This window comes from Stanieria cyanosphaera PCC 7437, assembly GCF_000317575.1.
Lineage (GTDB): Bacteria > Cyanobacteriota > Cyanobacteriia > Cyanobacteriales > Xenococcaceae > Stanieria > Stanieria cyanosphaera.
This window is the reverse complement of record NC_019748.1, coordinates 4,404,840-4,429,416: the sequence shown is the minus strand read 5'-3', so window position 1 is coordinate 4,429,416 and position 24,577 is coordinate 4,404,840. Positions and strand designations below refer to the sequence as shown.

The 24,577-nt window shown below is 36.6% G+C and carries 21 protein-coding genes and 2 pseudogenes; 15 read left to right on the top strand and 8 right to left on the bottom strand.

What is annotated here, in order from left to right; translation table 11 throughout:
- Nucleotides 1-137: 137 nt before the first annotated feature.
- The 7 genes from STA7437_RS19305 (at nt 138) to STA7437_RS19280 (ending at nt 8,160) form a co-directional block, all read left to right on the top strand.
- The gene (locus STA7437_RS19305) at nt 138-2,141 is read left to right on the top strand and encodes an NAD(P)/FAD-dependent oxidoreductase (RefSeq protein ID WP_015195066.1); all 2,004 of its coding nucleotides are present in this window, start codon (nt 138-140) and stop codon (nt 2,139-2,141) included.
- Nucleotides 2,142-2,263: 122 nt separating this feature from the next.
- Nucleotides 2,264-2,416, top strand: coding sequence for a DUF2256 domain-containing protein (locus STA7437_RS25580; RefSeq protein WP_015195065.1), 153 nt, complete (start codon nt 2,264-2,266; stop codon nt 2,414-2,416).
- Nucleotides 2,417-2,590: 174 nt separating this feature from the next.
- A complete protein-coding gene (locus STA7437_RS19300; RefSeq protein ID WP_015195064.1) occupies nt 2,591-3,550 on the top strand; it encodes an isoaspartyl peptidase/L-asparaginase in 960 nt (319 codons plus the stop codon).
- Between the two features lie 286 nt (nt 3,551-3,836).
- Nucleotides 3,837-5,534 carry a CocE/NonD family hydrolase gene (locus STA7437_RS19295; protein ID WP_015195063.1) on the top strand — a complete coding sequence of 566 codons (1,698 nt, stop codon included), beginning with the start codon at nt 3,837-3,839 and terminating at the stop codon, nt 5,532-5,534.
- Nucleotides 5,535-5,816: 282 nt separating this feature from the next.
- Entirely contained in the window at nt 5,817-6,536 is a 720-nt protein-coding gene (locus tag STA7437_RS19290) for a J domain-containing protein (RefSeq protein ID WP_015195062.1), read from the top strand.
- A gap of 101 nt (nt 6,537-6,637) precedes the next feature.
- On the top strand, nt 6,638-7,507 hold the full coding sequence (locus STA7437_RS19285) for a 6-pyruvoyl trahydropterin synthase family protein (protein ID WP_015195061.1): 870 nt from the start codon (nt 6,638-6,640) through the stop codon (nt 7,505-7,507).
- A 224-nt stretch (nt 7,508-7,731) separates the two neighbouring features.
- Nucleotides 7,732-8,160 (top strand): CAAD domain-containing protein, encoded by a 429-nt coding sequence (locus tag STA7437_RS19280; RefSeq protein ID WP_015195060.1) that lies wholly within the window; start codon nt 7,732-7,734, stop codon nt 8,158-8,160.
- 118 nt (nt 8,161-8,278) lie between these two features.
- Here the strand turns inward: STA7437_RS19280 and STA7437_RS19275 are convergent, their stop codons facing one another.
- A complete protein-coding gene (locus tag STA7437_RS19275) occupies nt 8,279-9,484 on the bottom strand; it encodes a GspE/PulE/PilB domain-containing protein (RefSeq protein WP_015195059.1) in 1,206 nt (401 codons plus the stop codon).
- A 499-nt stretch (nt 9,485-9,983) separates the two neighbouring features.
- On the opposite strand from STA7437_RS19275, the gene lpdA reads away from it, so the two are divergent.
- Together lpdA and trpC are read left to right on the top strand one after the other, a co-directional pair.
- A complete protein-coding gene (lpdA, locus tag STA7437_RS19270; RefSeq protein ID WP_015195058.1) occupies nt 9,984-11,417 on the top strand; it encodes a dihydrolipoyl dehydrogenase in 1,434 nt (477 codons plus the stop codon).
- A 67-nt stretch (nt 11,418-11,484) separates the two neighbouring features.
- On the top strand, nt 11,485-12,369 hold the full coding sequence (gene trpC / locus STA7437_RS19265) for an indole-3-glycerol phosphate synthase TrpC (protein ID WP_015195057.1): 885 nt from the start codon (nt 11,485-11,487) through the stop codon (nt 12,367-12,369).
- 55 nt (nt 12,370-12,424) lie between these two features.
- On the opposite strand, the pseudogene STA7437_RS25575 reads toward trpC, so the two are convergent.
- Nucleotides 12,425-12,703 (bottom strand): annotated as a pseudogene (locus STA7437_RS25575) (cation transporting ATPase C-terminal domain-containing protein); the annotation flags it as partial.
- Between STA7437_RS25575 and STA7437_RS27755 the strand changes: the two are divergent.
- Nucleotides 12,700-12,840, top strand: a pseudogene (locus STA7437_RS27755) (GNAT family N-acetyltransferase); the annotation flags it as partial. The pseudogenes STA7437_RS25575 and STA7437_RS27755 overlap by 4 nt on opposite strands.
- A gap of 28 nt (nt 12,841-12,868) precedes the next feature.
- Here STA7437_RS27755 and blaOXA read toward each other — a convergent pair.
- From blaOXA to STA7437_RS19230, 6 genes are all read right to left on the bottom strand, one after another.
- Nucleotides 12,869-13,711: a class D beta-lactamase gene (blaOXA, locus tag STA7437_RS19255; protein ID WP_015195056.1), complete on the bottom strand. Its 843-nt coding sequence runs from the start codon at nt 13,709-13,711 to the stop codon at nt 12,869-12,871.
- Between the two features lie 225 nt (nt 13,712-13,936).
- Nucleotides 13,937-15,103, bottom strand: a complete 1,167-nt coding sequence (locus STA7437_RS19250; RefSeq protein ID WP_015195055.1) for an LptF/LptG family permease — start codon at nt 15,101-15,103, stop codon at nt 13,937-13,939.
- Between the two features lie 40 nt (nt 15,104-15,143).
- On the bottom strand, nt 15,144-15,872 hold the full coding sequence (gene lptB, locus STA7437_RS19245; protein ID WP_015195054.1) for an LPS export ABC transporter ATP-binding protein: 729 nt from the start codon (nt 15,870-15,872) through the stop codon (nt 15,144-15,146).
- Between the two features lie 123 nt (nt 15,873-15,995).
- On the bottom strand, nt 15,996-16,439 hold the full coding sequence (locus STA7437_RS19240; protein WP_015195053.1) for an LptA/OstA family protein: 444 nt from the start codon (nt 16,437-16,439) through the stop codon (nt 15,996-15,998).
- Nucleotides 16,440-16,564: 125 nt separating this feature from the next.
- Nucleotides 16,565-16,960, bottom strand: coding sequence for a DUF309 domain-containing protein (locus STA7437_RS19235; RefSeq protein ID WP_015195052.1), 396 nt, complete (start codon nt 16,958-16,960; stop codon nt 16,565-16,567).
- 7 nt (nt 16,961-16,967) lie between these two features.
- A complete protein-coding gene (locus STA7437_RS19230) occupies nt 16,968-17,324 on the bottom strand; it encodes a ferredoxin-thioredoxin reductase catalytic domain-containing protein (protein ID WP_015195051.1) in 357 nt (118 codons plus the stop codon).
- A 76-nt stretch (nt 17,325-17,400) separates the two neighbouring features.
- Between STA7437_RS19230 and STA7437_RS19225 the strand changes: the two genes are divergently transcribed.
- The 5 genes from STA7437_RS19225 (at nt 17,401) to STA7437_RS19205 (ending at nt 24,465) form a co-directional block, all read left to right on the top strand.
- Nucleotides 17,401-18,150 carry a ComF family protein gene (locus tag STA7437_RS19225; RefSeq protein WP_015195050.1) on the top strand — a complete coding sequence of 250 codons (750 nt, stop codon included), beginning with the start codon at nt 17,401-17,403 and terminating at the stop codon, nt 18,148-18,150.
- 63 nt (nt 18,151-18,213) lie between these two features.
- Nucleotides 18,214-18,885 carry a Mo-dependent nitrogenase C-terminal domain-containing protein gene (locus STA7437_RS19220; RefSeq protein WP_015195049.1) on the top strand — a complete coding sequence of 224 codons (672 nt, stop codon included), beginning with the start codon at nt 18,214-18,216 and terminating at the stop codon, nt 18,883-18,885.
- A 113-nt stretch (nt 18,886-18,998) separates the two neighbouring features.
- A complete protein-coding gene (gene obgE, locus STA7437_RS19215; protein ID WP_015195048.1) occupies nt 18,999-20,009 on the top strand; it encodes a GTPase ObgE in 1,011 nt (336 codons plus the stop codon).
- 436 nt (nt 20,010-20,445) lie between these two features.
- On the top strand, nt 20,446-23,154 hold the full coding sequence (locus STA7437_RS19210; RefSeq protein ID WP_041620200.1) for a glycoside hydrolase family 10 protein: 2,709 nt from the start codon (nt 20,446-20,448) through the stop codon (nt 23,152-23,154).
- A gap of 126 nt (nt 23,155-23,280) precedes the next feature.
- Nucleotides 23,281-24,465, top strand: a complete 1,185-nt coding sequence (locus tag STA7437_RS19205) for an NAD(P)H-quinone oxidoreductase subunit H (protein WP_015195046.1) — start codon at nt 23,281-23,283, stop codon at nt 24,463-24,465.
- Nucleotides 24,466-24,577 lie beyond the last annotated feature (112 nt).

Below are 24,577 nucleotides of genomic sequence, written 5' to 3'. Positions count from 1 at the left end.
ATAAATTAAAAATTATGTTTTTATAGTAATTTTTCGTTATATATGGTCAGTTAATTAATATTTGGCAAGTTTAACTTATTTTTAGTCAACCTGACTGCGTCTTTTTGCCTAATTTAGCTTAAATTAATAATTTGCAAATGAAAGAAATACTTTATCTCGAAGTTCCAACTCCAGATACTAATGCTGTTTGCACTTGGCTACAACAAAAGTGGCAACCTCAGCTAGGTAAAAAAATAGCGACTCCAGATGGAATTCGTCTACAATTTTCTTCACCGTCCGAAGCGAATCAATTAAATAGTGAGTTGTCAATCTTTGTATGGTCTGTACAGCGTACTACATACTTGAAAATTTTTCAATGGGGAGAAAAACCTATTAGGGAAATTGTTTCAATTAAACAACAACTCGTCAAAGCTCTTCGTGAAGATTTTCCTCCCCAATACCCTGCACCTCCTGCCATAGACTTAACTAGACAGTCAATTTTTGAGGCGCTAAAGCCTTACTATCCTCAAACAGTTCATTTTTTTCAAAAAATGCCTCATGGAGAATACGATCTCAATCGTGTTTATTGGTGGGAACAACGTTGGCGAGAAAGTGTTTGTAATCCCCAACAGCCAAAGCAGGTAATTTTTAAAGTAGCAGAAGAACAAACCAGTAGACAAAGAAATGAACAGTTTGATTTAATCTATATTGGGGGCGCGTTGGGTGTCATTCATGCTGCGGTGATGGCACAAAAAGGTTATCGGGTTTTATTAGTAGAAAGATTGCCTTTTGGTAGGATGAATCGGGAATGGAATATTTCTCGTGATGAGTTTCAGAGTTTGATTAATTTAGGTTTGTTTACGTCTGAAGAATTTGAAGAAGTAATTGCTAAAGAATATCTGGATGGATTTAGTAAATTTTTTGATGCCAATAATCCTCCTCATTTAAAAGCCCCAGTATTACATACACCTAAAGTTCTCAATATTGCTATTGATGCAGAAAAATTATTAAAAGTCTGTGGAGATAAGTTAAGAAAAGCTGGTGGTGTGATTTGGGATGAAACTGAGTTTGTTAGGGCAGATATTAGCGATCGCAAAGTTACGGTTCAATTAATAGATCTTACTACGCAAACCGAAAAACAAGTCGAAGGTCAATTACTAATAGATGCGATGGGTACAGCTTCCCCAATTGCTTGGCAATTAAATGGTGGACGTGCTTTTGATAGTGTTTGTCCGACAGTAGGGGCGGTAATTGAAAGCGGATTTGCCCCAGAAGTTTGGGATTCAAGATACGGTGATGTTTTGAATTCTCATGGAGATATTTCTCGTGGTAGACAACTGATTTGGGAGTTATTTCCTGGAGGGAATGGAGAATTAACTTTTTATCTGTTTCACTATCATCAAGTACATCCCGAAAATCCTGGTTCATTACTAGAAATGTACGAAGACTTCTTTACGATTCTGCCAGAGTATCGCCGTTGTAATATGGAAGACTTGGTCTGGAAAAAAGCAACTTTTGGTTATATACCAGGTCATTTTAGCACCAGTAATAGCGATCGCACTGTCGCTTTTGATCGTTTATTGGCAATTGGCGATGCAGCTTCTTTACAATCTCCCTTAATTTTTACGGGTTTTGGTTCTCTGGTTCGTAATTTAGAACGTTTAACTACTTTACTTGACACTGCCCTTAAACATGATTTACTGACTGCTCAAGATTTAAACCAAATTCGGGCTTATCAAAGCAATATTTCGGTTACTTGGCTATTTTCTAAGGGAATGATGGTACCTACTCATCAAATTTTACCTCCACAGCGAATTAATTCAATGTTGAATACTTTTTTTGGTTTGCTTGCTGCTCAACCACCAGAAGTAGCGGATACTTTTATTAAAGATCGTACCGATTGGTTTACCTTTACCCGTTTAGCTTTAGTCGCAGCTAGACAAAACCCTGCTTTATTATGGTGGATTTGGCAAATGGCAGGTACTCAAGACTTACTTCGTTGGTTGGGTTCTTATTGGGCGTTTAGTTTTGATGCGGTGAAAAAACTTTTCCTAGGAAATTGGTTTGCTGGTTGGTTGAAAAAATCCCAACCTTGGTTAGAAAAACAATATCCCAGCTTGTGGTTAAAGTTATTGAGTTTAAACTATCAGTTAAAATATTAGGCTAAAGGCGACTACCGAAGCTAGCAGCAGAGACGTAGCATGCTACGTCTGTACGATTATTATTTGTCTGTTAATTATTTACTGCTAAGATAGTTTTTTCAAAATTTTGTTTTAATTTATCTATGTCACGTCAACGTTTAAAATCAGATTTACCAACTAAAATATGTCCTGTTTGTGGTCGACCTTTTACCTGGCGAAAAAAATGGGAAAAATGTTGGGATGAAGTTAAATACTGTTCAGAAAGATGTCGTCGTCGTCGTTCTAATGATACCTAAAAAAATTACTTAAATAAAAACTGTATTACTAAATACAATTCATGATCCTTTCATAGATAACTATTTTAAGCAGCAAATGTAAATCAGCTAAAATTCTAAAATCACAATTCTTCTACTGTCTTTCAGTATCTTAAATTACTTAGACAGTATTTTTTTTGCTAGTTAGAGAAAATTATGTCATCCAATCAGGTACAACCAAAATTAATTATTCACGGTGGCGCAGGTGGTCATATTAGAAGTAAAGGAGGATTGGAAGCAGTTCGTAACTGTCTTCACTCAATTGTAGAAGAGATATATAGTCTACTCCTTAATGGTGCAAGTGCTACCGAAACAGTGCTGAAAGGATGTCAACTTTTAGAAGACGAACCTCGTTTTAATGCTGGTACAGGTTCAGTTTTACAATCCGATGGACAAATACGCATGAGTGCTTCCTTAATGGATGGTGCAGCCCAACGTTTTAGTGGTGTCATTAATGTTTCTCGTGTCCGCAATCCCATTGAATTAGCTAAAGCCTTACAAAACGAAAGCGATCGCATTTTATCGGATCATGGTGCAGCAGAATTATTAAGAGAACTCAATTTTCCCATCTACGATCCGCTTACAGATTTACGTTTACAAGAGTGGATGCAGGAAAGAAAAGATAATTTCCGCAAGGAAATGGCAGGAGTAATTGCTGAAGAAGAATTGGCTTTACCTCATGAAGCACGCCGAGGCACAATTGGGGTAGTGGTTTTAGATGCCCAGGGAAGATTGGCAGCAGGAACATCTACAGGTGGGAAAGGGTTAGAAAGAATTGGTCGAGTTAGTGACTCGGCTATGCCTGCTGGTAATTATGCTAGTCAGTTTGCAGCCGTTAGTTGTACGGGTATTGGTGAAGATATTATTGATGAATGTCTAGCAGCTAAAATTGTTATTCGGGTTACTGATGGTTTATCCCTCAAAGAAGCCATATTGAAATCGATGCAAGAAGCTTCTCAACGTCAACGAGAGTTGGGGGCTATTTCCATTGCTGCTAATGGAGAAATTGCTTGGGGAAAAACCAGCGAAGTGCTTTTGGCTGCCTATCATGATGGTGAGAAAATAGACGATACTTTGGAATGGGTAGACGATGAATTAGTCGGTTATCAATTATAAAACAATGAAACAAATACAAGACTACAATCGGTGGCTTGAACAAACAGCGATCACTTCGTGCCTCGGCTTAGCAATTCTAACGTTGAAGCAATGAGTCAAGAATTTGACCTTCATCAAGATGCCAAGATAGACCTCAAAGAACTAAAAGTGCTTTGAAAAATGCTGTAAGATCAAGTCCTGATAATAACTTAAAATAAATCCTCTCCGCGTCCCTCTGTCCCCTTATCAATCATTACATTCAACTGTTTAGGCGAACCCGATCTAATTCCCGTCACTGTAAACAAAAATGAAAATTAAACAAGAAACTGTATCTATGTACACTCGTGATGGAGTGAGATTGGATGCAGATATTTATCGTCCAGATACCAAGGAAGATTTACCGATCCTGTTGATGCGACAACCTTATGGCAGAAAGATCGCTTCTACAGTTGTTTATGCCCATCCTAGCTGGTATGCAGCCCAAGGTTATCTGGTAGTAATTCAAGATGTACGGGGTAGAGGTACTTCTGAAGGAGAGTTTGATTTATTGACTCATGAAATAGCAGACGGGTTAGATACGATTAATTGGGTATCTCAACTACCAGGCAGTACGGGCGAAATAGGGATGTATGGCTTCTCCTATCAGGGCATGACTCAACTATACGCTGCGGTAGAACGTCCCCAAGCTTTAAAAGTAATTTGTCCCGCCATGGTTGCCTACGATCTTTATCACGATTGGGCGTATGAAAATGGCGCGTTTTGTTTACAAGCAAATTTAGGTTGGGCGATTCAATTAGCTGCGGAAACTGCCCGTTTAAAGGGAGATGAAACAGCTTATTACCGATTGTATCAAGCCTCTCACAGTTTACCCTTAAGCGATCGCATTCCTGCCAGTCCCGATATTCTTAATGAATTAGCACCAGATTCCTTTTATCATCTTTGGTTAAAATACTACGATCCTAATCATCAATATTGGCAAAAGCGATCGCTCAAAAACCTCATTCAAGATGTAGATTTACCAATGCTACACATTGGCGGATGGTTCGATCCTTATTTACGAGGAACACTGAATCTTTATCAGGCTATGACAGATAGAAGTAGATTTCCTCAACATCTAATTGTAGGGCCCTGGGCGCATCTACCTTGGGGTAGAAAATTAGGCAGTATCGATTATGGTAGTGAAGCACAAAACCCCATTGATGAAGCCCAAATTCGCTGGTTCGATTATTTTTTAAAAAGAAAAGATACAGGAATTTTAGACGAATCTCCAATCTGTTTGTTTGAAATGGGTAGTAACCAATGGTGTGAATGGAAAGAATTTCCTAGTCAAAAACAAAAAATTTACTACTTTGTTAGCGATGGTTTAGCTTCGATGCGAGAAGATAGCGGAATGTTGTGGGAATATGAAGAAGAAATCGCTTCGGACTCTCTATCTACTCAAGAATTATTAGCAACTGACTTATTAGAAACAACAGAAGATCATTTTCCTAGTAGTACTGATATTTTAGTTCACGATCCTTGGCGACCAGTACCTGCCTTGGGTGGTCATGCAACTTTTCCAGGTGGTTCTTTTGAACGCTCTAGTTTAGATTGTCGCAGCGATATTTTGACTTATACTTCTGCACCTTTAGAACAAGAATTGCACTTAGTAGGAACAGTTATTATAGAAGTTTATTGTACTGCTGATACTCCAAGTTTCGATCTTTGTGCAGTTTTATCTCAAGTCACGCCCGATAGCAAAGTTTTCAATCTTACGCAAGGATATATCCGAGTAGATACACCACAAACACCAATTACAATACCGCTACAACCCACTTGTATACTGATTCCTTTAGGAAACTCCTTGAGGGTTAGTTTAAGTGCAGCTTGTTTTCCAGCTTATCCTGTCAACCCTGGTACAGGAAGCTTAAGTGATCAAACGCGTTTAATTGAAGCTCAAATTATTACTTTAAAGATTTCTTCTAGTTTAGATTTTCCTTCACAGCTTAAACTATCTGTACTTTGAAATGCTGTTGTCATTGGGTAATGCGATCGCGTTGGTGGCAATTGTCAACTGAAAAATCGAAATTTTAATTTTTATGCGGTTTTTTCGCAACAATTAAGCAAAATATCAACTAAATTATCATTTTTTTGGCTTTTCTAAACGGTAAAACCGCTACAAAAACTAGGCTTGCTACAATCTAATATGCCTGTTTGATTCTCAAAGCTAGAAAGAAGATAGATCGGCAGTTTCAAGCAACAACTTCAATGATAAGAATTCTTTTTAATATTACCAGGATATTATTTTATGAATTTATCAAAAAATGGTGTAAGCCAAAATCATTATCAAACTCTTGAAGTGAGCGACAAAGCTACTCAACAAGAAATTAAACAAGCTTATCGACGTTTAGCGAAAGTATTTCATCCAGATAGTCAAAATCAGAATGCTGACCATAATAAAATTATTGCTCTGAATGCTGCCTATGAAATCCTCAGTAACCCCCAAAGTCGCCGTCTTTACGATCTAGAACTAGATTCTGGACAAACTCTTAATTCCGTAATCAATCGTCAAGAAAGAACAACTCACGCCAACCAACAATATCAACGTTATCGACAAGCAGGCAAAAAAGAAGAACTACAATACCATCAATGGCTCACAGAAGTATATCGTCCAATCAATCGTTTAATTAGTTTAATTATTAATCCTTTAGAAACTGAAATCGATTATTTAGCAGCCGATCCTTTCGACCAAGAATTAATGGATAATTTCTGTGAATATTTAGAAAATTGTCGTAATTACTGGCAAAAAGCTTCAAACATTTTTAGCTCTCAACCAAATCCTGCTAAATTAGCTGGAGTAGCTGCTAATATGTACTATTGCCTTACTCAGATTGGTGATGGGATTAGAGAATTAGAATGGTTTACTCTCAACTACGACGATCATTATCTTCATACTGGACAAGAAATTTTTAGAATTGCTCAAGGATTACGTTGGCAAGCACAAGAAGCAATTAAATCTTTAATTTAGTTGAAACACTGATTCTGAAATTATGTTGAAAATTAGTTTATCCTGAAAAAGAAGAATATTTACTTAACTTTACATAAAATCGCGATCGCGCAATATAAAAAATGATTTGTATCATTAACCGTCGAGCTAAGTTTTCTGCTAGTCATCGTTATTGGTTACCAGAACTAAATCCAGAAGAAAATCAACGCTTGTTTGGGGCTTGTAGTCGTTTTCCTGGGCATGGACATAACTATGTTCTTTATGTGTCTCTTAAAGGAGAATTAGACCGCTATGGGATGGTACAAAATCTATCTCATGTCAAACAAGTTATCAAAAAAGAAGTGACTAGTCAGTTAGACTACGCTTATTTAAATGAAGTTTGGTCAGAATTTCAACAAACTCTACCTACTACAGAAAATATTGCCCGAGTCATCTGGCAAAAATTAGCACCTTATTTACCTTTAGTCAATATTCAATTATTTGAACATCCCGAACTCTGGGCAGATTATCAAGGAAACGATATGGAAGCGTCTTTAACTGTTAAAACTCATTTTAGTGCTGCTCATCGCTTGGCTTTACCTAACCTCAGCTTTGAAGAAAATACCGAAATATACGGCAAATGCGCTCGTCCTAACGGTCATGGACACAATTATCATCTAGAGGTTACAGTAACAGGAGAAATCGATCAACGTACTGGTATGCTAGTTGATTTAGGAGCTTTACAAAAAATTATTGATGATTATGTAATAGAACCTTTTGATCATACTTTTCTCAACAAAGATATTCCTTACTTTGCCGAAGTAGTACCAACGGCTGAAAATATTGCGGTTTATATTACTCAATTGTTACAACAGCCCATTCAAACTTTAGGAGCAGAATTAGATAAAGTTAAATTGATTGAGAGTCCAAACAACTCTTGCGAAATTTATTGCCGTCGTTCGCAACAAAATGTTACTTTTTTGCAGCAGCAAGAGCCAGTTGTAGCCGTTTAACCCAAGTCAGTTAAACAGTTACAGCAAGCTGTAAAGATAAATATTTAGTTCGATTCGGGTACAATACTATTCGTGATTTTTTAAGGACTATTAATACTTGCTTTGATAATGCCACTAAGCAAGAAGAAGTGTTTGATAATATGGGCAAAAGTTAGTCAACGAATTGTTTAGATCGCAAGCTAACTACTAATAAAATGTTCCATATAACCAAAGGAGTGCTGAAAATGGAATCTGAAGCTCAAAAAATAGATGTGCAAAACCCTTCTGGTTTTAATACTGAAACAGCTGGAATGATTGCTCCCGCGAAGCCCTCACCAGCAGATAAACCCTGGCAAGAATGGATCGAAGTAGGGAGTGATTTCTTATCAAAGTTATATGATTATCTAGGAGAGTTTATCTCAGATAACAGAAAACTTCTGATTAATTTAGGATTATTGTTTGGTGCGATCGTAGCAGTTAAATTAACTTTAGCTATCCTTGATGCGATCAATGATATTCCTCTTTTAGCTCCTTTGTTTGAACTAGTTGGTCTTGGCTATACTGGTTGGTTTGTTTATCGGTATCTTTTAAAAGAATCTACTCGTCAAGAGTTAGTTACTGAATTTGATGCTTTGAAAAAACAAGTTCTGGGCAATGAAACCACCAACATATAAGTAGCATTTTTCCATAAATGTAGATAAAAATCTAACCAGACTTAAACTACATTAATTGGGAAATTCTGTTCAAAATTTTTTAGTCCCCACGAATTAATTCTGGGGATTATTTTATTGATTATTTTAATAACTTCATTTTTCGGATAATTACTTGCTGCATTTCTATAATATTTTGCCAATCTTCAAGCTCACTAGAAGTGGCACAAGCAGTAATTCTCTTTAAAGTTTTTTCTAATTGTTCTGCCAAACTTATAGCCTGTTCGGTCATCTTTTTGATTTGTTTCTGTTCATAATATTGAAGAGCTTGACTACGTAAAACTTGTAAAGTTAATTCTTCTCCACATTGACCAGGGAAAACTTCTAAACGTAATAATAAACGTTCGTGTTGATAATATTTTTCTATGGCGACTTTTTTGCGTTTATCTACAGGTATAGGAGGCAGTTTAGCTAAAGCTTTAATTTGGTTGATAATAGCTTGAAAAACTTGAATCGATACTTCATTTAATGAAGATTGAACTACTCCATCTTGTCCCCAAATAATTCTGCCATATTCTGGATATCTTTCTAAAAAAAGTCTACCAATTCCTCCGTTTAAAATTCGGGCTAATAACTCTTGCCAAAGTTGCTGAGGAGTTAAATTAGCTAAAAAATCTGCTGATTCTGATAAATGTTGAGGTTCTATGTCTAAATTATTGGCTGATTTTTGAGGTTTTAGGTTTGATTGAAGATTATGATCTTCTGGTTGATCTACGATTAAAGTTGCTCTTTCGTGGAGATTAGAATTAGAATGCTCGGGTTTATTTTCTGGTGGATTTTCTGCCAAGGTTGGTTTATAGTCAGAATTAAAAGAATTATTTAAGTTTTCAGAAGTATCAGCTACAGTCAACTTAGAATCAGAATTAATTAAATAATTTTGCTCAGAAAAAGAAGTCATCACAGTTAGCTTAGAATTGCGGTCTAATTTTCTAGCTTTTGATTTTTTTTGATTTTCAGGATTAGCTTTTAGATAGGCTGCTAAAATTGATTGATGCTCATCATAGGCAATTTCTTTCGTTTGTAGAGTATAACCTAGAGAATTAATAATTAAACCAATAAAATTGAGTGCAGATTCATCTTCAAGATTGACCATTCCTAAAGTTAGATGTTGATTTTGAAGCTGAAGAGGTAAAACTTGATAGTGAAGGCAACATTCTAAAGGTAAGATCAGGCTAATTAACTCAAAAATCTTATTTATATCTAAATTTAAAGATTTGATTTGATGATCGGAAAAGTTGTCGACAAAATTGGGATTTTGATTGGAAGATTGATTGTTGTAAGAGGACATCCTTAGCGGTACACTCCCAGAAAAGCTTTAGTTTAATTTAGGTAGAAATTTTTATAAAACGAAATATAGGTTTGATCTAAACTTAATTTACCCAAAATACCCAATAAGATTACTACAGTGAAATTCTTTCTCACCAATGAGCTAAAACGTTTAATTGATCAGATTCGATGGCGTTTACCAGCTTTGCTTTTTGACTAGATAGGTTTTATTCTTCTCAAAAATAGAGCAAAAAATGAAGTTAAGTGAAGCAATAAGGTTAATTTTGAGCAATTCTTCTAGATTGTGACCACCTTTACCAAACCAGAATTTTTTGATTAGAAAAAAAATCAAAACTAATTTAACTTAAAAATAAGCTAATTTCTGGGTCTGTCCCTATCATTTCAGGGCGGAGTACTTTTGACTGGTGGAATGACGAGTTAGCGCAGACACCCGAGTTCAACTTGGGTGTACCGCGTGACACTAAAATAAAAGATTGCAGCAAACTATAGCAGAAAAAGTAATGAGCGAATTTGATTACGATTTAATTATTATTGGTGCTGGTGTTGGCGGACATGGTGCAGCTTTACACGCAGTTAAATGTGGCTTGAAAACAGCGATTATTGAAGCTGGAGATATGGGCGGTACTTGTGTTAATCGTGGTTGTATCCCTTCTAAAGCTTTACTAGCTGCTTCTGGGAGAGTTAGAGAGTTTAAAGATACCCATCATCTTAAGGATTTGGGTATTGAGGTGGAAGGAGTACAGTTTGACAGAGGAACTATTGCAGCCCATGCGTTGGATTTAGTTAGTAAAATTCAAAATGATTTAACTAATAGTTTGACTCGCCTGAAAGTAGATATTATTCGCGGTTGGGGTAAAGTTGCTGGTAAACAAAAGGTGACTGTGGCAACGGATCAAGGGGAGAAAACTTTTACTGCTAAAGATATTATGCTTTGCCCTGGTTCGATTCCTTTTGTACCTCCAGGAATTGAAATAGACGGGAAAACGGTTTTTACTAGCGATCAGGCGGTTAAATTAGAATCTTTACCCAACTGGATTGCAATTATTGGTAGTGGTTACATCGGTTTGGAGTTTTCTGATGTTTATACTGCCTTGGGATGCGAAGTAACGATGATTGAGGCATTAGATAATTTAATGCCTGGTTTTGACCCCGAAATTGCTAAAATTGCTCAACGAGTTTTAATTAATCCTCGTGATATTGAAACCTATACGGGAGTATTCGCGACTAAGGTTACTCCAGGGACACCAGTAGTAATCGAATTAACAGATGCTAAAACCAAAGAAGTTATTGAAGTTTTAGAAGTAGATGCTTGTTTGGTAGCTACAGGAAGAATTCCTGCCACGAAAAACTTAGGCTTAGAATCTCTGGCAGTAGAAATTGACAGACGTGGTTTTATTCCTGTTAATGATAAAATGCAAGTCATTCGAGATGGTGAACCTATCTCTCATCTTTGGGCTGTAGGCGACGCGACTGGTAAGATGATGTTGGCTCATGCTGCTTCTGGACAAGGTGTAGTAGCAGTAGAAAATATCTGTGGTAGAACGAAAGAAATTGATTATCGTTGTATACCTGCAGCAGCTTTTACCCATCCCGAAATTAGTTATGTTGGTTTGACTGAAACTCAAGCGAAAGAATTAGGTCAACAAGAAGGATTTACCGTTGCTACTGCTAAAACTTACTATAAAGGTAATTCTAAAGCTTTAGCGGAAGGGGAAACCGAAGGGATGGCAAAAATAATTTATCGTAAGGATACTGGTGAATTATTGGGTGTACATATTATTGGGATTCATGCTTCCGATTTGATTCAAGAAGCTGCTAATGCGATCGCGAAACGAGAATCTGTTCAAAATCTTGCTTTTAATGTTCATACCCATCCTACCCTTTCCGAAATTTTAGATGAGGCATACAAACGCGCCCAGGTAGTTGGTGTGTAGTAAATCTGTAGGGGCGTTTGGCTAAACGCCCATTAAATTTAATTAATGATCAATATTTTAGAAACAAATGCAAATTAGAAGAATTAATCCAAACCCTCAAGTCAATACAGGAGAAGTAATTTATCAAGCCAATCTTCCCGATGCCAAACCGCGTCATATTTTAGAAGAGATTGTGTGGTATAAAGAAACTGAAGTAGCAAAAATGCGCGATCGCTTGCCTTTATTAGAATTACGTCAGCAAGTAGCTACTGTAGCGCCACCGAATAATTTTTTAGCTGCTTTAAAAAATGGCAAAACTGATCCTGCTTTAATTGCTGAAGTTAAAAAAGCTTCCCCTTCTAAAGGAGTAATTAAAGAAGATTTTAATCCTGTTGCGATCGCAAAAGCTTATCAAGCTGGTGGGGCAAGTTGTCTTTCGGTTTTAACTGATGAAAAGTTTTTTCAAGGTAGTTTTGACAATCTCAGTTTAGTTAGACAAGAAATAGATTTACCTTTACTTTGTAAGGAATTTATTATTTATCCTTATCAAATTTATTTTGCTCGTGCTAAAGGAGCGGATGCGGTTCTTTTAATTGCTGCAATTTTATCAAATCAAGATTTAAAATATTTTACTAAAATCATTAAAGCTTTAGGTATGACTGCCTTGATTGAAGTTCATACTTTGGCAGAATTAGACCGAGTTTTAGCAATTGAAGAAGTCGATTTAATTGGTATTAATAATCGCAATTTAGAAAATTTTACTGTTAGTTTACAAACTACTAATGAGCTTTTAAAATCTAGAAAAGAAGTTATTAATTCACGAAATATATTAATAGTTAGTGAATCAGGATTGCATAATTCAGAAGATTTGAATTTTGTCAAAGAAGCAGGAGCAAATGCAGTGTTAATCGGAGAATCTTTGGTTAAACAAAGCGATCCAGAACAAGCTATTTATGAGCTTTTTGGTTATTAAATATAATGATTTAATCCTAACCCTATTTTGACACTTTTCGATATTTATTATTAATCAAAGGTTTGAAATAAATAATACTTAAAATCAAAATCCATTCAGTTAGAATACCAATCCAAATTAAACGATTACTGAAAAAACCTAATTTAAAAATAGAAACTTTTTCTGAACGACAAGCAGAAACATTACCATCTTGACAGGCAACAATAGTAGCCAAAGTTAAGGTAGTTGCTTGTTGATAAATCGCAGTAGTATTAGCATCAGCAGAATGAGATAAAATTGCCGAACTAATTTCTTGTAATTGGGCAAAACTATAACCATGACTCCACCAGACTAAAACAGATGAAAGAAGTTGGGATGTCTGTTGCTATGGTTGAGACTGGAGGTGATCCTGGTCATTCCGCAGCACGTCACACTTATGAAAAAGCAAGTTTTCGATTATTTCCAGTTGCTAAATACTTAAAAAAGCTCTAATAATAAATATCAGCATTAAAGACACAAATTACAGAAGACCTAAATCCTGTAAACACAGTCTCGTAACTTCTAGCCTTACTGCTGGATCGGTTTCTGAATTCAGATCGAGATTGGTAGCAAAGAAATAAACTTGGTCGTTTTGTTCTAAATATCCCACATACCAACCAATATTAGGTGTTACAGAAGTGGCCCATCCTGTTTTTGCCCGAAGAATATAATCGGGTGTTTGTTCGGCAATCATAATGTCTTTGACCAAATCAATAGTTTTTTGGGAAAAAGGCAAATCATTTTGGTAAAGACGACGAAGAAAGGCAATTTGCTGTTGAGGAGTAATTCTTAATTCTCCATCTAGCCAAAAGTTATCAATATATTCTTCTGCACCAATGTTTTGATTGCCGTATTGAATTTGATTAACAAAATCTTGCATCCTTTGATGCCCAATTTTACGCGCCAGCACTTGATAAAACCAAACTGCCGAATACTTATAAGCAAGACGAATATTTAAATCTTGATTCCATTCTTTCAAAGGAGAACCATTCAAACCTTTTTCAATGCCATCCCATGTCAAAACGGCAACATCATCTTTGATTGCGCCAGTTTCTAAAGCGATCAAAGAATTAGGAATTTTATAAGTTGAAGCAGGAAGAAACGCGGTGTTATTGCGACGAGGATTATGTTGATAAAAGCGATCGCTTTGGAGGTCATAAATGATAATCGAGCCATTTACGCCTAAATCATCAAAATGACGCTTAAAATCAATTCTTTGCTCTATTGGAGGCTCGGTTTGAGAATAAACCTCATGGTTTTCAACTACCAAACTCCCAACTACAGCCAAAATCAACAGCAATAACAGACTGAGCAGTTTTTTCATTATTCTTTTCCTATTCAAGCGAATCGCTATTATATATTATGTGGGAATACTAATTATGAGTATTAACTATTTCTAATGTAGTCTTTTTAAGAATTACTTTTTTCATTCAATCTTTTTTACGATTCAATTAAATTGATATTAATCAAAGTGACCAAAATTATCAAAAATTTTGTCTCGCGATCTCTTGAATAAAGAAGCTTTCAATCTCATTACTATTTATTAAAATTAACGAGATGAACTAGTTATTAATAATCCTGCTGCTGCTAAACCTAAAATATTAGGTAACCAAGCTGCTAAAAAAGGAGATAGTACTCCCCAAACACCCATTGAACTAATAATAAATGAAAGTAAATAATAAGCAAAAATTAAACCAACACAAATACCAAAACTAGTTGCTTTACTAGTATTTTGTGGTCTAGTACCGATCGCAGCACCAATTAAAGCAAAAACTAAACAAACAAACGGAAAAGCTATTTTTTCTTGAATTCTAACTTCTAATTTACGAACTTTTTTATCATCGCCTCTTAATTTAACTATCTTTAAATATTCTTGAGCTTGCAAAATATTCATTTGTCCGTAATCTCTACCTTCTTTAGTAATATCTAAAGGAGTCCGAGGTAAAGCTAGTTTTTGATGTTGAAAACGAACAATATTTCGATAAGAACCATCATTAGCAATTAAATAAATTGTGCCATTAAAAAAATCCCAAGTGTTTTCAGAAATATTCCAAGTAGCAGATTGAGCAGTAACAATTTGATTAACTCCTACTTGCGATCGCTCAAGAATAGTTAAACCCTTCATTTGTTGTCCGTCAAACTCTTCGGCATAAAACAAACGAGTTAAAACAGTTTCTTTATTACCATCGGCAAGTTCTACTTTGCCATATTCTGGATAAATAATATTTCTTTCTTTAAAAGAAGGTTCAATTTTATCTAGTGCTTTTTCTAAGGTTAATTCAGCTTGATAATTAGCAGCAGGAGAAACAAAATTATGAACCACAAAAGTAATTAAAACGACAAAGAAACTGAATACTACTACTGGAACAAGTAAACGATAAATATTAACGCCAATACTACGTAAAGCAATCAACTCACTATCACTAGAAAGTCTACTATAAGCCATTAAAGCTGCTAGCAACATCGACATCGGAAAAGCCAAGACTACAAATTCAGGAAGTTTAAGAAATAAAACTTGAATGGCAACACTCAACAGTAATCCCGATTCTGTTACTTTTCGTACCAAATCGAATAAAGTCCCAATCGATAATGCTAAAGACGTAAACATTCCCATTCCAAACAGAAAGGGTAAGAATAATTCTTTAACAATATATAAATCCATCACATATAAACCGAGATGAGACTTAGCTAAGAATTTGAATTTACCAATATTCATAAGCCTAAAAATTACAGCCAAATCAAAAGATTGATGATTACTAAATCTGAAAATTGTCGCCTAAATAGTATTGTCGCACTAAGGAATTAGCGTAAAGTTCTTCTGCCGTACCAGAAGCCAAAATTTGACCATCTCGCATAATATAAGCACGATTAGTAATAGCTAAAGTTTCTCGTACATTGTGATCGGTAATCAAAATACCCATATTGCGATCGCTTAAACTAGCAATAATACTTTGAATCTCAGCAACAGCAATCGGATCTACTCCTGCAAAGGGTTCATCAAGTAGTAAGAATTTTGGGCCGTTCATTCCTGCTGCTAAGGCTCTAGCTAATTCGGTTCTTCTTCTTTCTCCACCAGATACTTGAGAACCCATCACTCGATCTACTTGTTCGAGACGAAATTCTTGAAGTAGTTGTTGCAAACGAATTGATTGAGCCGGACGAGGTACACCAGTTTGTTCTAAAACTAATTGAATATTATCTTTAACAGTAAGATTACGAAAAATACTTGCTTGTTGAGTTAAATAACCAATTCCTAAACGCGCTCTTTGATGAAGCGGTAAAGTAGTAATTTCTTGATCCTCTAGCCAGACTTTACCTTCATTGGGTTTAATTAAACCTGTAGCAATATAAAAAGTTGTAGTTTTTCCTGCTCCATTAGGCCCGAGTAAACCAACAATTTCTCCTGGTAAAACTCTGAGATTAACTCGGTTGACTACCACTCTTTTGCCATAGTTTTTGTGAATGTTTTCCAGGATCAGAGCCATAAGCTGTTAATCATTTAATTGACTGGTTAGGAATGAGTGGAAGACTTGGTGGCGGTGAGATAGGGATAGGATTTGATGATTTACTTGCTTAGCTTGCTAAATTTTATTACTCCAAATTATTGATTAATTGTTGTTTTCGATAGCAGAATTTGGCTCGGAAACCAAATAAGTAGATTCTACTTGTTGATTACTTTTCGGAGCAGCAATAAACCTTCCTTCATCAATCAAATAAGTCATAGTTTCAGCACGCATACTGTTACCTTGCTGAATTACATAAACATTGCCACTTAATACTAAACGACGCTCTCGACTATAATATTGAGCTTGGGTTGAAGTAGCTTGAATTTGTCTAGCTGGGTAGTTAATTTGAACATTTCCTCTGGCTGTAAAAACTCCTGTTTCAGAATTAGCTTCTTGAACATCAGAACGAATAGTAATGCCTCCCCCTGGAGTGGGAGTTTGAGCTTGCAAATTTTTAGAAGGAGTAGCAAAAATAATTGTACTCGCGACTGCGATTGATAAAAATTGCGATAATCTCTGACGTAAAAATAGCGACGACATCATCATAATTTACAAAAAAATAACTTATATATTTGCTTGTTACTTTTTTAGTAGTAATTCAAGCGTTTAGACGCATACATTTTATGGTATGTTTCCCATCTAGTGTAGAGCAACTGGGAAAATCATTAATTTTAACTAGGATTAATTGTCATAATCATCGGTAATTTGTAGTTAGAATTAGTTTGATTTAACTGTCGGGTAAATTCTTGGATGTGTTCTGGTTCAATTTGTTGTAGTTGTTGGAGAAGTTGACTGCTTTCTTCGATTAAACTAGCTACATCAATCTCTTCATAAATAGGTTGATAATTACTTAATCGTTTAATTCCTTCTCCTAAAAGAATAACTGCACCACGCCAATTTTGATTACCCAAATGGTAGCAAGCAACAGCAATTTGTAAAATACCTTGATAAAAATTTTTGTCAGGCTCAACAGCTTCTAGCCAAAGAGCCTCTAACGTATCATGACAAGCATAAAACTCTTGTTGATTAAATTGTTCTATACCTTGCCAAAATTCTTGCAATGCCATGATTTTTTTATGCTTTCATGCTGTCACGAACTTCTTTAATTAGTTCAAGAGCGATATTTTGCTCATCTCCAGCAAATTCATTATCATCAGTAATAAACAACATACAATGACATTCTTTGCGTTCACGCATTGGTACACAGGGACAATTCCAAAAAGTATTTTTTACCTCAGCTTCTTTATCTTCGTAATGACGACAAGGACAAAGAGGTGCGCCTAGTTCTTCTTTATGTCTAGCTAACCCTTCAATTACTACCGCAGTTACAGAAAGATCGGAACAAAAATAAGTATCAGTTCGTTTAGCGTACTGTTCGGCAAAATTCTTCATTGATTCTAGGATTTTATCCTGATCTATAGCTGTACTCATAGTTTTTAAACCTTGTTGTAGATAAACAAATTTTTGTGAGTTATTTTGTTTATTCTAAGACAAATTGGCTATTGAGATGGGAAGTACGCCAGTTACCAGTTATCAGTTATCAGTTACCAGTGATGACGGTTATTGTCCCCCTTTCTCCCTTTCTCCTGGTTCTATGCTCAAAAGTCTACTTAGTTTATTCCTTCAGTCTCCTTGTTGCTTATGCCAACGTCACTCAGAAACGATTCTCTGTCAATTTTGTCAAAAACAAGTACACAACTTTCAATTATCAACCTCTAGTTCTACGTGGACAGGCAATCTACCTTACTTTGCTTGGGGCAAATATGAAGGACAATTAAAACAAACCTTAAGCAAACTCAAATACGACCGCCAAGCTGAATTAGGTATTCTGTTGGGACAATGGTTAGGTCAAGCATGGTTAGATGCTGGTATGGCTAAAAAACGAGCAAAATTAATTGTTGTACCCATTCCTTTACATCCAAATAAACAAAAAATTAGAGGTTTTAACCAAGCAGAATTAATTGCTCAAGGGTTTTGTCAGATTACAAGCGATCGCTTGTTCGCCAATGCTTTAATTAGAATTAAAGATACTCCTGCTTTATTTGGTCTAACTCCTCTTCAAAGAAAACAAAACCTTCAAGACGCTTTTACTCTTGGTAGAGTTTGGCAACAACAACAACCTCAACTTCCTGTATTATTGATAGATGATATTTATACTACTGGAACAACTGTTCAACAAGCAGCAAACGTTTTACGCAAACACAACATTAAAGTTTATGGAATGGCGGTAATCGCTACCCCAAAATTCACTTCTTAGTATTTAGAGAAAGACTTGAAAACGATAGGATTGATATAAGAGCAAGGTTAGCTTAATAATTTTATGACTAGTACAACTCAATCTATTTATACTGATAGCCAAATTGTTGCTTGGTTACGAGGTTTATATACTATCGCTTGGTCAGATGGACATTACGATCCTGAAGAAGAAGAGTTAATTGCTCAGTTAACTAGAGAATTAGCCAATCTTGATAGTTTTGAGCGGTTAGAGCCGATCAAACCTGAAGAATTAGCTATTGCTTTAGGCAAAGACCCTGAAACGGCTGAAAACTTTTTAAGAACGGCTGTCTTGGTAGCTGTGGCTGATGGAGTTTATTCTGCTCCTGAATATGAATTGTTACAGCAGTTTAGCCAAGCTTTAAATCTAGAAATAGAAGCTCTTAAATCTTTAGAAAATACTCTTTATCGTCCAGAGGAAAGTACTTCTGAAAGAATTGCTAAACAAACTCAACCGCGTTTAGACGTTTTACATCCAGTCAAAGATTGGCTTGATGGCATGGAAGTTCAAGACCCCCGTTTGGCTCGATTTGTCTGCAAAGTAATTCCTTCTCAATGTCCGTTTGAGAGAGACATTAACTTATTTGGACGTACAATTGCTCATATTCCCCCTTTGTGTAAGCTTAATCCTCTTTACGAGCAGTTAGTAAGTTTGCGTTTTCGTTCTTTATCCTACTTAGCTGACGATTGCGGTGAAGATATTTCTGAATACATTTAAACAGTTATCAGTGACCAGTGAGCAGTTACCAATTACTAATTATGAAGGATGAATAACTAACAATTAACCATATAACAATCAACCATTAACAATTAACTATCAATCATATTTCAATGCAATTTATTGATTTAGCAGAAATAGAAGTAATCGCAGGAAAAGGTGGCGATGGAATTGTTGCCTTTAGAAGAGAAAAATATGTTCCTGCTGGCGGTCCTGCTGGTGGTAATGGCGGTAAAGGCGGGTCGGTAATTTTATTAGCAGCAGAAAATTTACAAACTTTGCTTGATTTTCGCTATGCTCGTCAATTTAAAGCCGACGACGGCAAAAGAGGTGGTCCTAATAATCGGACTGGAGCGCAGGGAAGCGATCGCATTATTGAAGTTCCCTGCGGTACGATGATCTATGATGCGGATACAGAAGAGTTATTGGGTGATCTAGTTAATGCTGGTGATACTCTTTGTGTGGCAGAAGGAGGCAAGGGAGGTTTAGGTAATAAATATTTTCTTAGCAATCGAAATCGTGCGCCAGAACACGCTTTACCAGGATTACCAGGAGAAGAACGGCGTTTACGTTTGGAATTGAAATTAATTGCTGAAGTGGGGATTATTGGTTTACCTAATGCAGGTAAATCTACACTTATTTCTGCTTTATCTTCTGCCCGTCCTAAAATTGCCGATTATCCTTTTACAACTTTGATTCCCAACTTAGGAGTAGTCAAAAAACCGACAGGAGATGGCACAGTTTTTGCTGATATTCCTGGCTTAATTGCAGGTGCTTCCGAAGGTATTGGTTTGGGTCATGATTTTTTACGTCATATCGAAAGAACTCGTTTATTGTTGCATTTAATTGATGCTACTGCCGAAGAACCTATTAGTAATTATCGAACTATTCAAGCCGAATTAATCGCCTATGGCAGAGGATTAGCTCAAAGACCACAAATAATTGCTTTGAATAAGATTGATGCGGTAGAACCAGCAATTTTAGCTGATGCGATCGCACAAATGAAGCAAGTCACTAAAGACCCGATTTTTACCATTTCTGCTGCAACTGGTTCAGGATTAAATAACCTACTACAAACAGTCTGGTCTACTTTAGAAACAACTGAGTTTTCTGTTCAAGTTTAGCCAAATTGAGATTAATTTTTTTTTTAGATTTTACTCAAAACTTAAATTAAAATTAAGCTTTTAATCAGATTTTTAAACTGAATTTTTTCAAACTTAGGTATATTAATCTACATCATTCAGAGAAACTTTGTGTAATTCTGATTAAATGCTATTTACTAGTCATTTTACCTCCCAGAATCTCCTCTTCAACTCAAACAGTTTGATAGAGAGAAGATTATAATGGGTGTTTGTAATTTTTAGTGAACGGTACTCCGCTTATGATAGGCGTAGCCTGCGTTCACAAGGGGCTGTGTGCGCACTTTATAAGCCCCATCGCGTTTCCGCGGTCACAAATTAGCTAAAAGACTGGTAAACAATCAGGTAGAAGGAGAAATTTGTGGTAGTAAGTGGTTGTTCCTGGCAAAGACTTGGTTTCAAGCTAGCTCTTTTACGAGTAATCAATGCCAAAAATCCGATCGCTATTTTGTCTGTTCTCCTGTCGTGGAGTATAGTACTTACACCAACCTTGGCAACAGCAGAAGTCTTGGGAGTAGTGAAAAGCCAAGAAAATGCTAGACAATGGGCAGAAATTACCAACCGCTTACAACAAGTAGGGGTAAATTATTGTATCGTCGATACAGCTAATTGGCAAAGAGAGTTAGATTTGGGTAATATTAGTGTTTTATTCTTACCCAATGTAGAAAATTTAACAGGCTCTCAAGCCATAGCTTTAGAACAGTGGATGAATCGCGGTGGCAAAGTAATTGTGACCGGGCCGACAGGAAACCTTTCACAACCGCAAGTTCGTTCTCAATTGCGATCGCTTTTTGGAGCTTATTGGGGATTTTCTCTTTCTTCACCTTCAACTCTAGAACTATCTGCTAACAGCCCTTCAGAATGGTATGATCGACCACAACTTTCTCGTACATTTATTGGTGGTGCTGTAATTCCTGCCAACGTCGAGAGTCAAACCGCAGCAGTGTGGTTAGCTAATGGTAATCCTGCTGCTGCCGTTGTTACCAACAACTCTACCTTCTTGGGTTGGCGTTGGGGAGTCGATACCGTTGCTCCTGCTTCGATGGATAGCGCTTGGTTACAGGCATCACTCAATCGTTATGGCATCAGCACCTATGGACAATTCAACCCTGAAGGTTATCAACAGCCAAAACCTTGCAACCCTAACAGCTTATCGATTGAAGAATCAAGACCTTTTCTACCAGGTTGGCAAATTCAGCCTCCTTCACCACAATCCAACTTCAATCTGATTCCACCCTCAAATGCGATCGCACCAGAACAAGCAGCAACGATGACTCAAGAATTAGAGGGTTTAATTAATCGTTTTGCCAGTACACTGCTTACTGCTGATGCTAACGCTAGCAATATTGGAGATTCTACGGAAAAAGTTATCGAACAAGTACTTAGTCAACAAAGTAAACAAAATAATTATCAGTTTTTTAATCGACAGTTAGTTTCCTCAAACAATATTGAAACAGTACTTAGTCCACAAACCAAAGGCAATACTGTTCAGTCTTCTAATCAGCAGGTTATTTCCTTAAATAGTAAAGCTCATCAAGCTCTCAAAGAAGCCAAAGCCAATCTCAACAAGTTTCATAGTCTACTAGCACAAAGAGACTATCTTCGCGCTAAACGAGAATGGCAAGATACACGGCGCAATCTTTGGGATAACTATCCCACCGATCGACAAGTAGCACAACCAGAAATTCGAGCAATTTGGCTTGACCGTGGCACAATTGTCAAAGCTAGATCTGAGTCAGATTTAGCCAAAATCTTTGACCGTTTGGCAACAGCAGGAATCAATACAGTTTTTTTTGAAACAATTAACGCGGGATATACAATCTATCCGAGTCGAGTTGCCCCCCAACAAAATCCTTTAGTCAGAGGATGGGATCCACTTGAGTCAGCCGTCAAACTCGCCCATGAACGCAACATGGAACTACACGCTTGGGTATGGGCTTTTGCTGCTGGTAACCAACGGCACAATCTGATCCTTAATTTACCCCAAGATTATTTAGGGCCATTACTATCTAGATATCCTGACTGGGCAAACCCAGACCGAGAAGGAAATAAGTTTCATTATAATTCTGGTAAAGCTTTTCTCGACCCAGCCAATCCTGGAGTGAGAAGATATCTTTCTTTGTTATTAGAAGAAATTGCTACTCGCTACAAAGTAGACGGAATTCAGCTTGATTACATCCGTTATCCTTTTCAAAGTCACACTGGTAGTAAAAGTTATGGTTATGGGATTGCTGCCAGACAGCAATTTCAACAACTAACAGGAGTAGATCCCGTCAAACTACAATTAAGCGATCCTCTTTGGTCACAATGGACTGGATTTAGGATTAAACAAATTGATAGTTTTGTACAAACTGTTTCTCAAGATTTGAAACAAAAACGTCCTGATTTAATTCTATCGACTGCCGTATTTCCGATGCCTCGGCAACAGCGTTTAGATCAAATACAACAACACTGGGAAGAATGGATTAGACAAGGATGGATTGATTTACTAGTCCCAATGACCTATGCTATGGACACTTCAGAGTTAGAAAAATTGGCAAGTCCACTTTGGAATTCATCTAGTCAAGGCTCGGCACTACTTTTACCAGGAATTAGGTTACTTAATCTTCCTGATGTTGTGGCAGTAGATCAAATGCAGCTATTAAGAGGTATGCCCACAGAAGGCTACGCTTTGTTTGCAGCCGAGAATTTTAATTCTAATTTGGAACAGATTTTCAGTCGAACTCAAGGACGTTTGACAACTCAAACTCAAGAACCTTTACCCCATCGTCAGCCTTTTCAAGCTACAGTATCTCGCTATCAAAATTTGCAAAAAGAATGGAATTTTGCTCTCAGTAATAATCAATTAGTTTTAGATGAAATCAGCTTAAAACAATGGGCAAAAAAAGCAGATAATTTAGCTTTAAATTTACAACAATTAGCCGATGAACCTTCTCAAAAGCATTTTCTCTCAGCCCAATTAGCTCTTAATTCGTTCCGTCGGGATTTTCCTGAGTGGATGGAAGCAGATAAAACTATTAGTGCTTATCAAGTACAAGTCTGGCAAAATCGCTTAGACACTCTTAACCGTCTTCTCAGTTATGGAGAAAGAAGAGTTTTAAATCAAACTCCAAAAATAACCATCAATTAGATTACCTTACCGTAATCATTGAGTATAGAAAACAGAGACACAGTTTTGTTCAACCCAAACCCGATAAGATATATAAAAAGTAGCAGCAATTATTTGTGAATTTCTTGTTGAGGGAACGCTTAGTTTATGGCAAAAATCGAAACTAGAACCGAACCCATGGTTCTTAACATGGGACCTCATCATCCCTCAATGCATGGCGTATTGCGTTTAATCATGACTCTGGATGGAGAAGATGTAATCGATTGCGAACCTGTCATCGGTTACCTTCATCGGGGTATGGAAAAAATTGCAGAAAATCGCACTACCGTCATGTATGTACCCTACGTTAGTCGTTGGGACTATGCAGAAGGGATGTTTAATGAAGCAATTACAGTTAATGCTCCAGAAAAGCTTGCCGGTATCGAAGTACCAAAACGCGCTCAATATATTCGCGTCATTATGTTGGAGTTGAACCGTATTGCCAATCATCTATTATGGTTAGGTCCATTTATGGCTGACATTGGCGCGCAAACTCCATTTTTTTATATTTTCCGAGAACGGGAAATGATTTATGACCTTTGGGAAGCTGCTTCAGGCTACCGCATGGTCAATAATAACTATTTTCGCGTCGGCGGTGTTGCTGTTGATTTACCTTATGGTTGGGTAGATAAGTGTGAAGATTTCTGCGACTACTTCGATCCCAAAGTAGACGAATATGAAAAATTAATTACTAATAATCCTATTTTCCGTCGTCGTGTTGAAGGTGTAGGTACAGTTACTCGTGAAGAAGCAATTAACTGGGGACTTTCTGGTCCTATGTTAAGAGCATCTGGAGTGAAGTGGGATTTGCGCAAAGTTGATCATTACGAATGTTATGATGACTTCGATTGGGAAGTTCATTGGGAAACTGCTGGTGATTGCTTTGCTCGTTATTTAGTTCGCATTCGTGAAATGCGAGAATCGGTTAAAATCATTCGTCAAGCACTTAAAGGATTGCCAGGCGGTCCTTATGAGAATCTTGAAGCGAAAAGAATGGCAGAAGGTCGTAAATCTAAGTGGAATGATTTTGAATACCAATATATAGCTAAAAAAGTTGCACCTACTTTTAAAATTCCGACAGGCGAACATTATGTCCGTCTCGAAAGTGGCAAAGGAGAATTAGGTATTTTTATTGTTGGTAATGACAATGTTTTCCCTTGGCGTTGGAAAATACGTGCAGCCGATTTTAACAATTTGCAAATTTTGCCTCATCTACTTAAAGGTGTAAAAGTTGCTGATATTATGCCAATTTTAGGAAGTATTGACATTATTATGGGTTCAGTTGATCGTTAATGCTTTCGATAGTTTTAATAACGTAATGTTTTTGAGGTGGGATAAAACCTACCTTTTTTTTGGGCTTAATATCCAATTAAATGGCTTTGATCACAAATTAATTGATTGTACT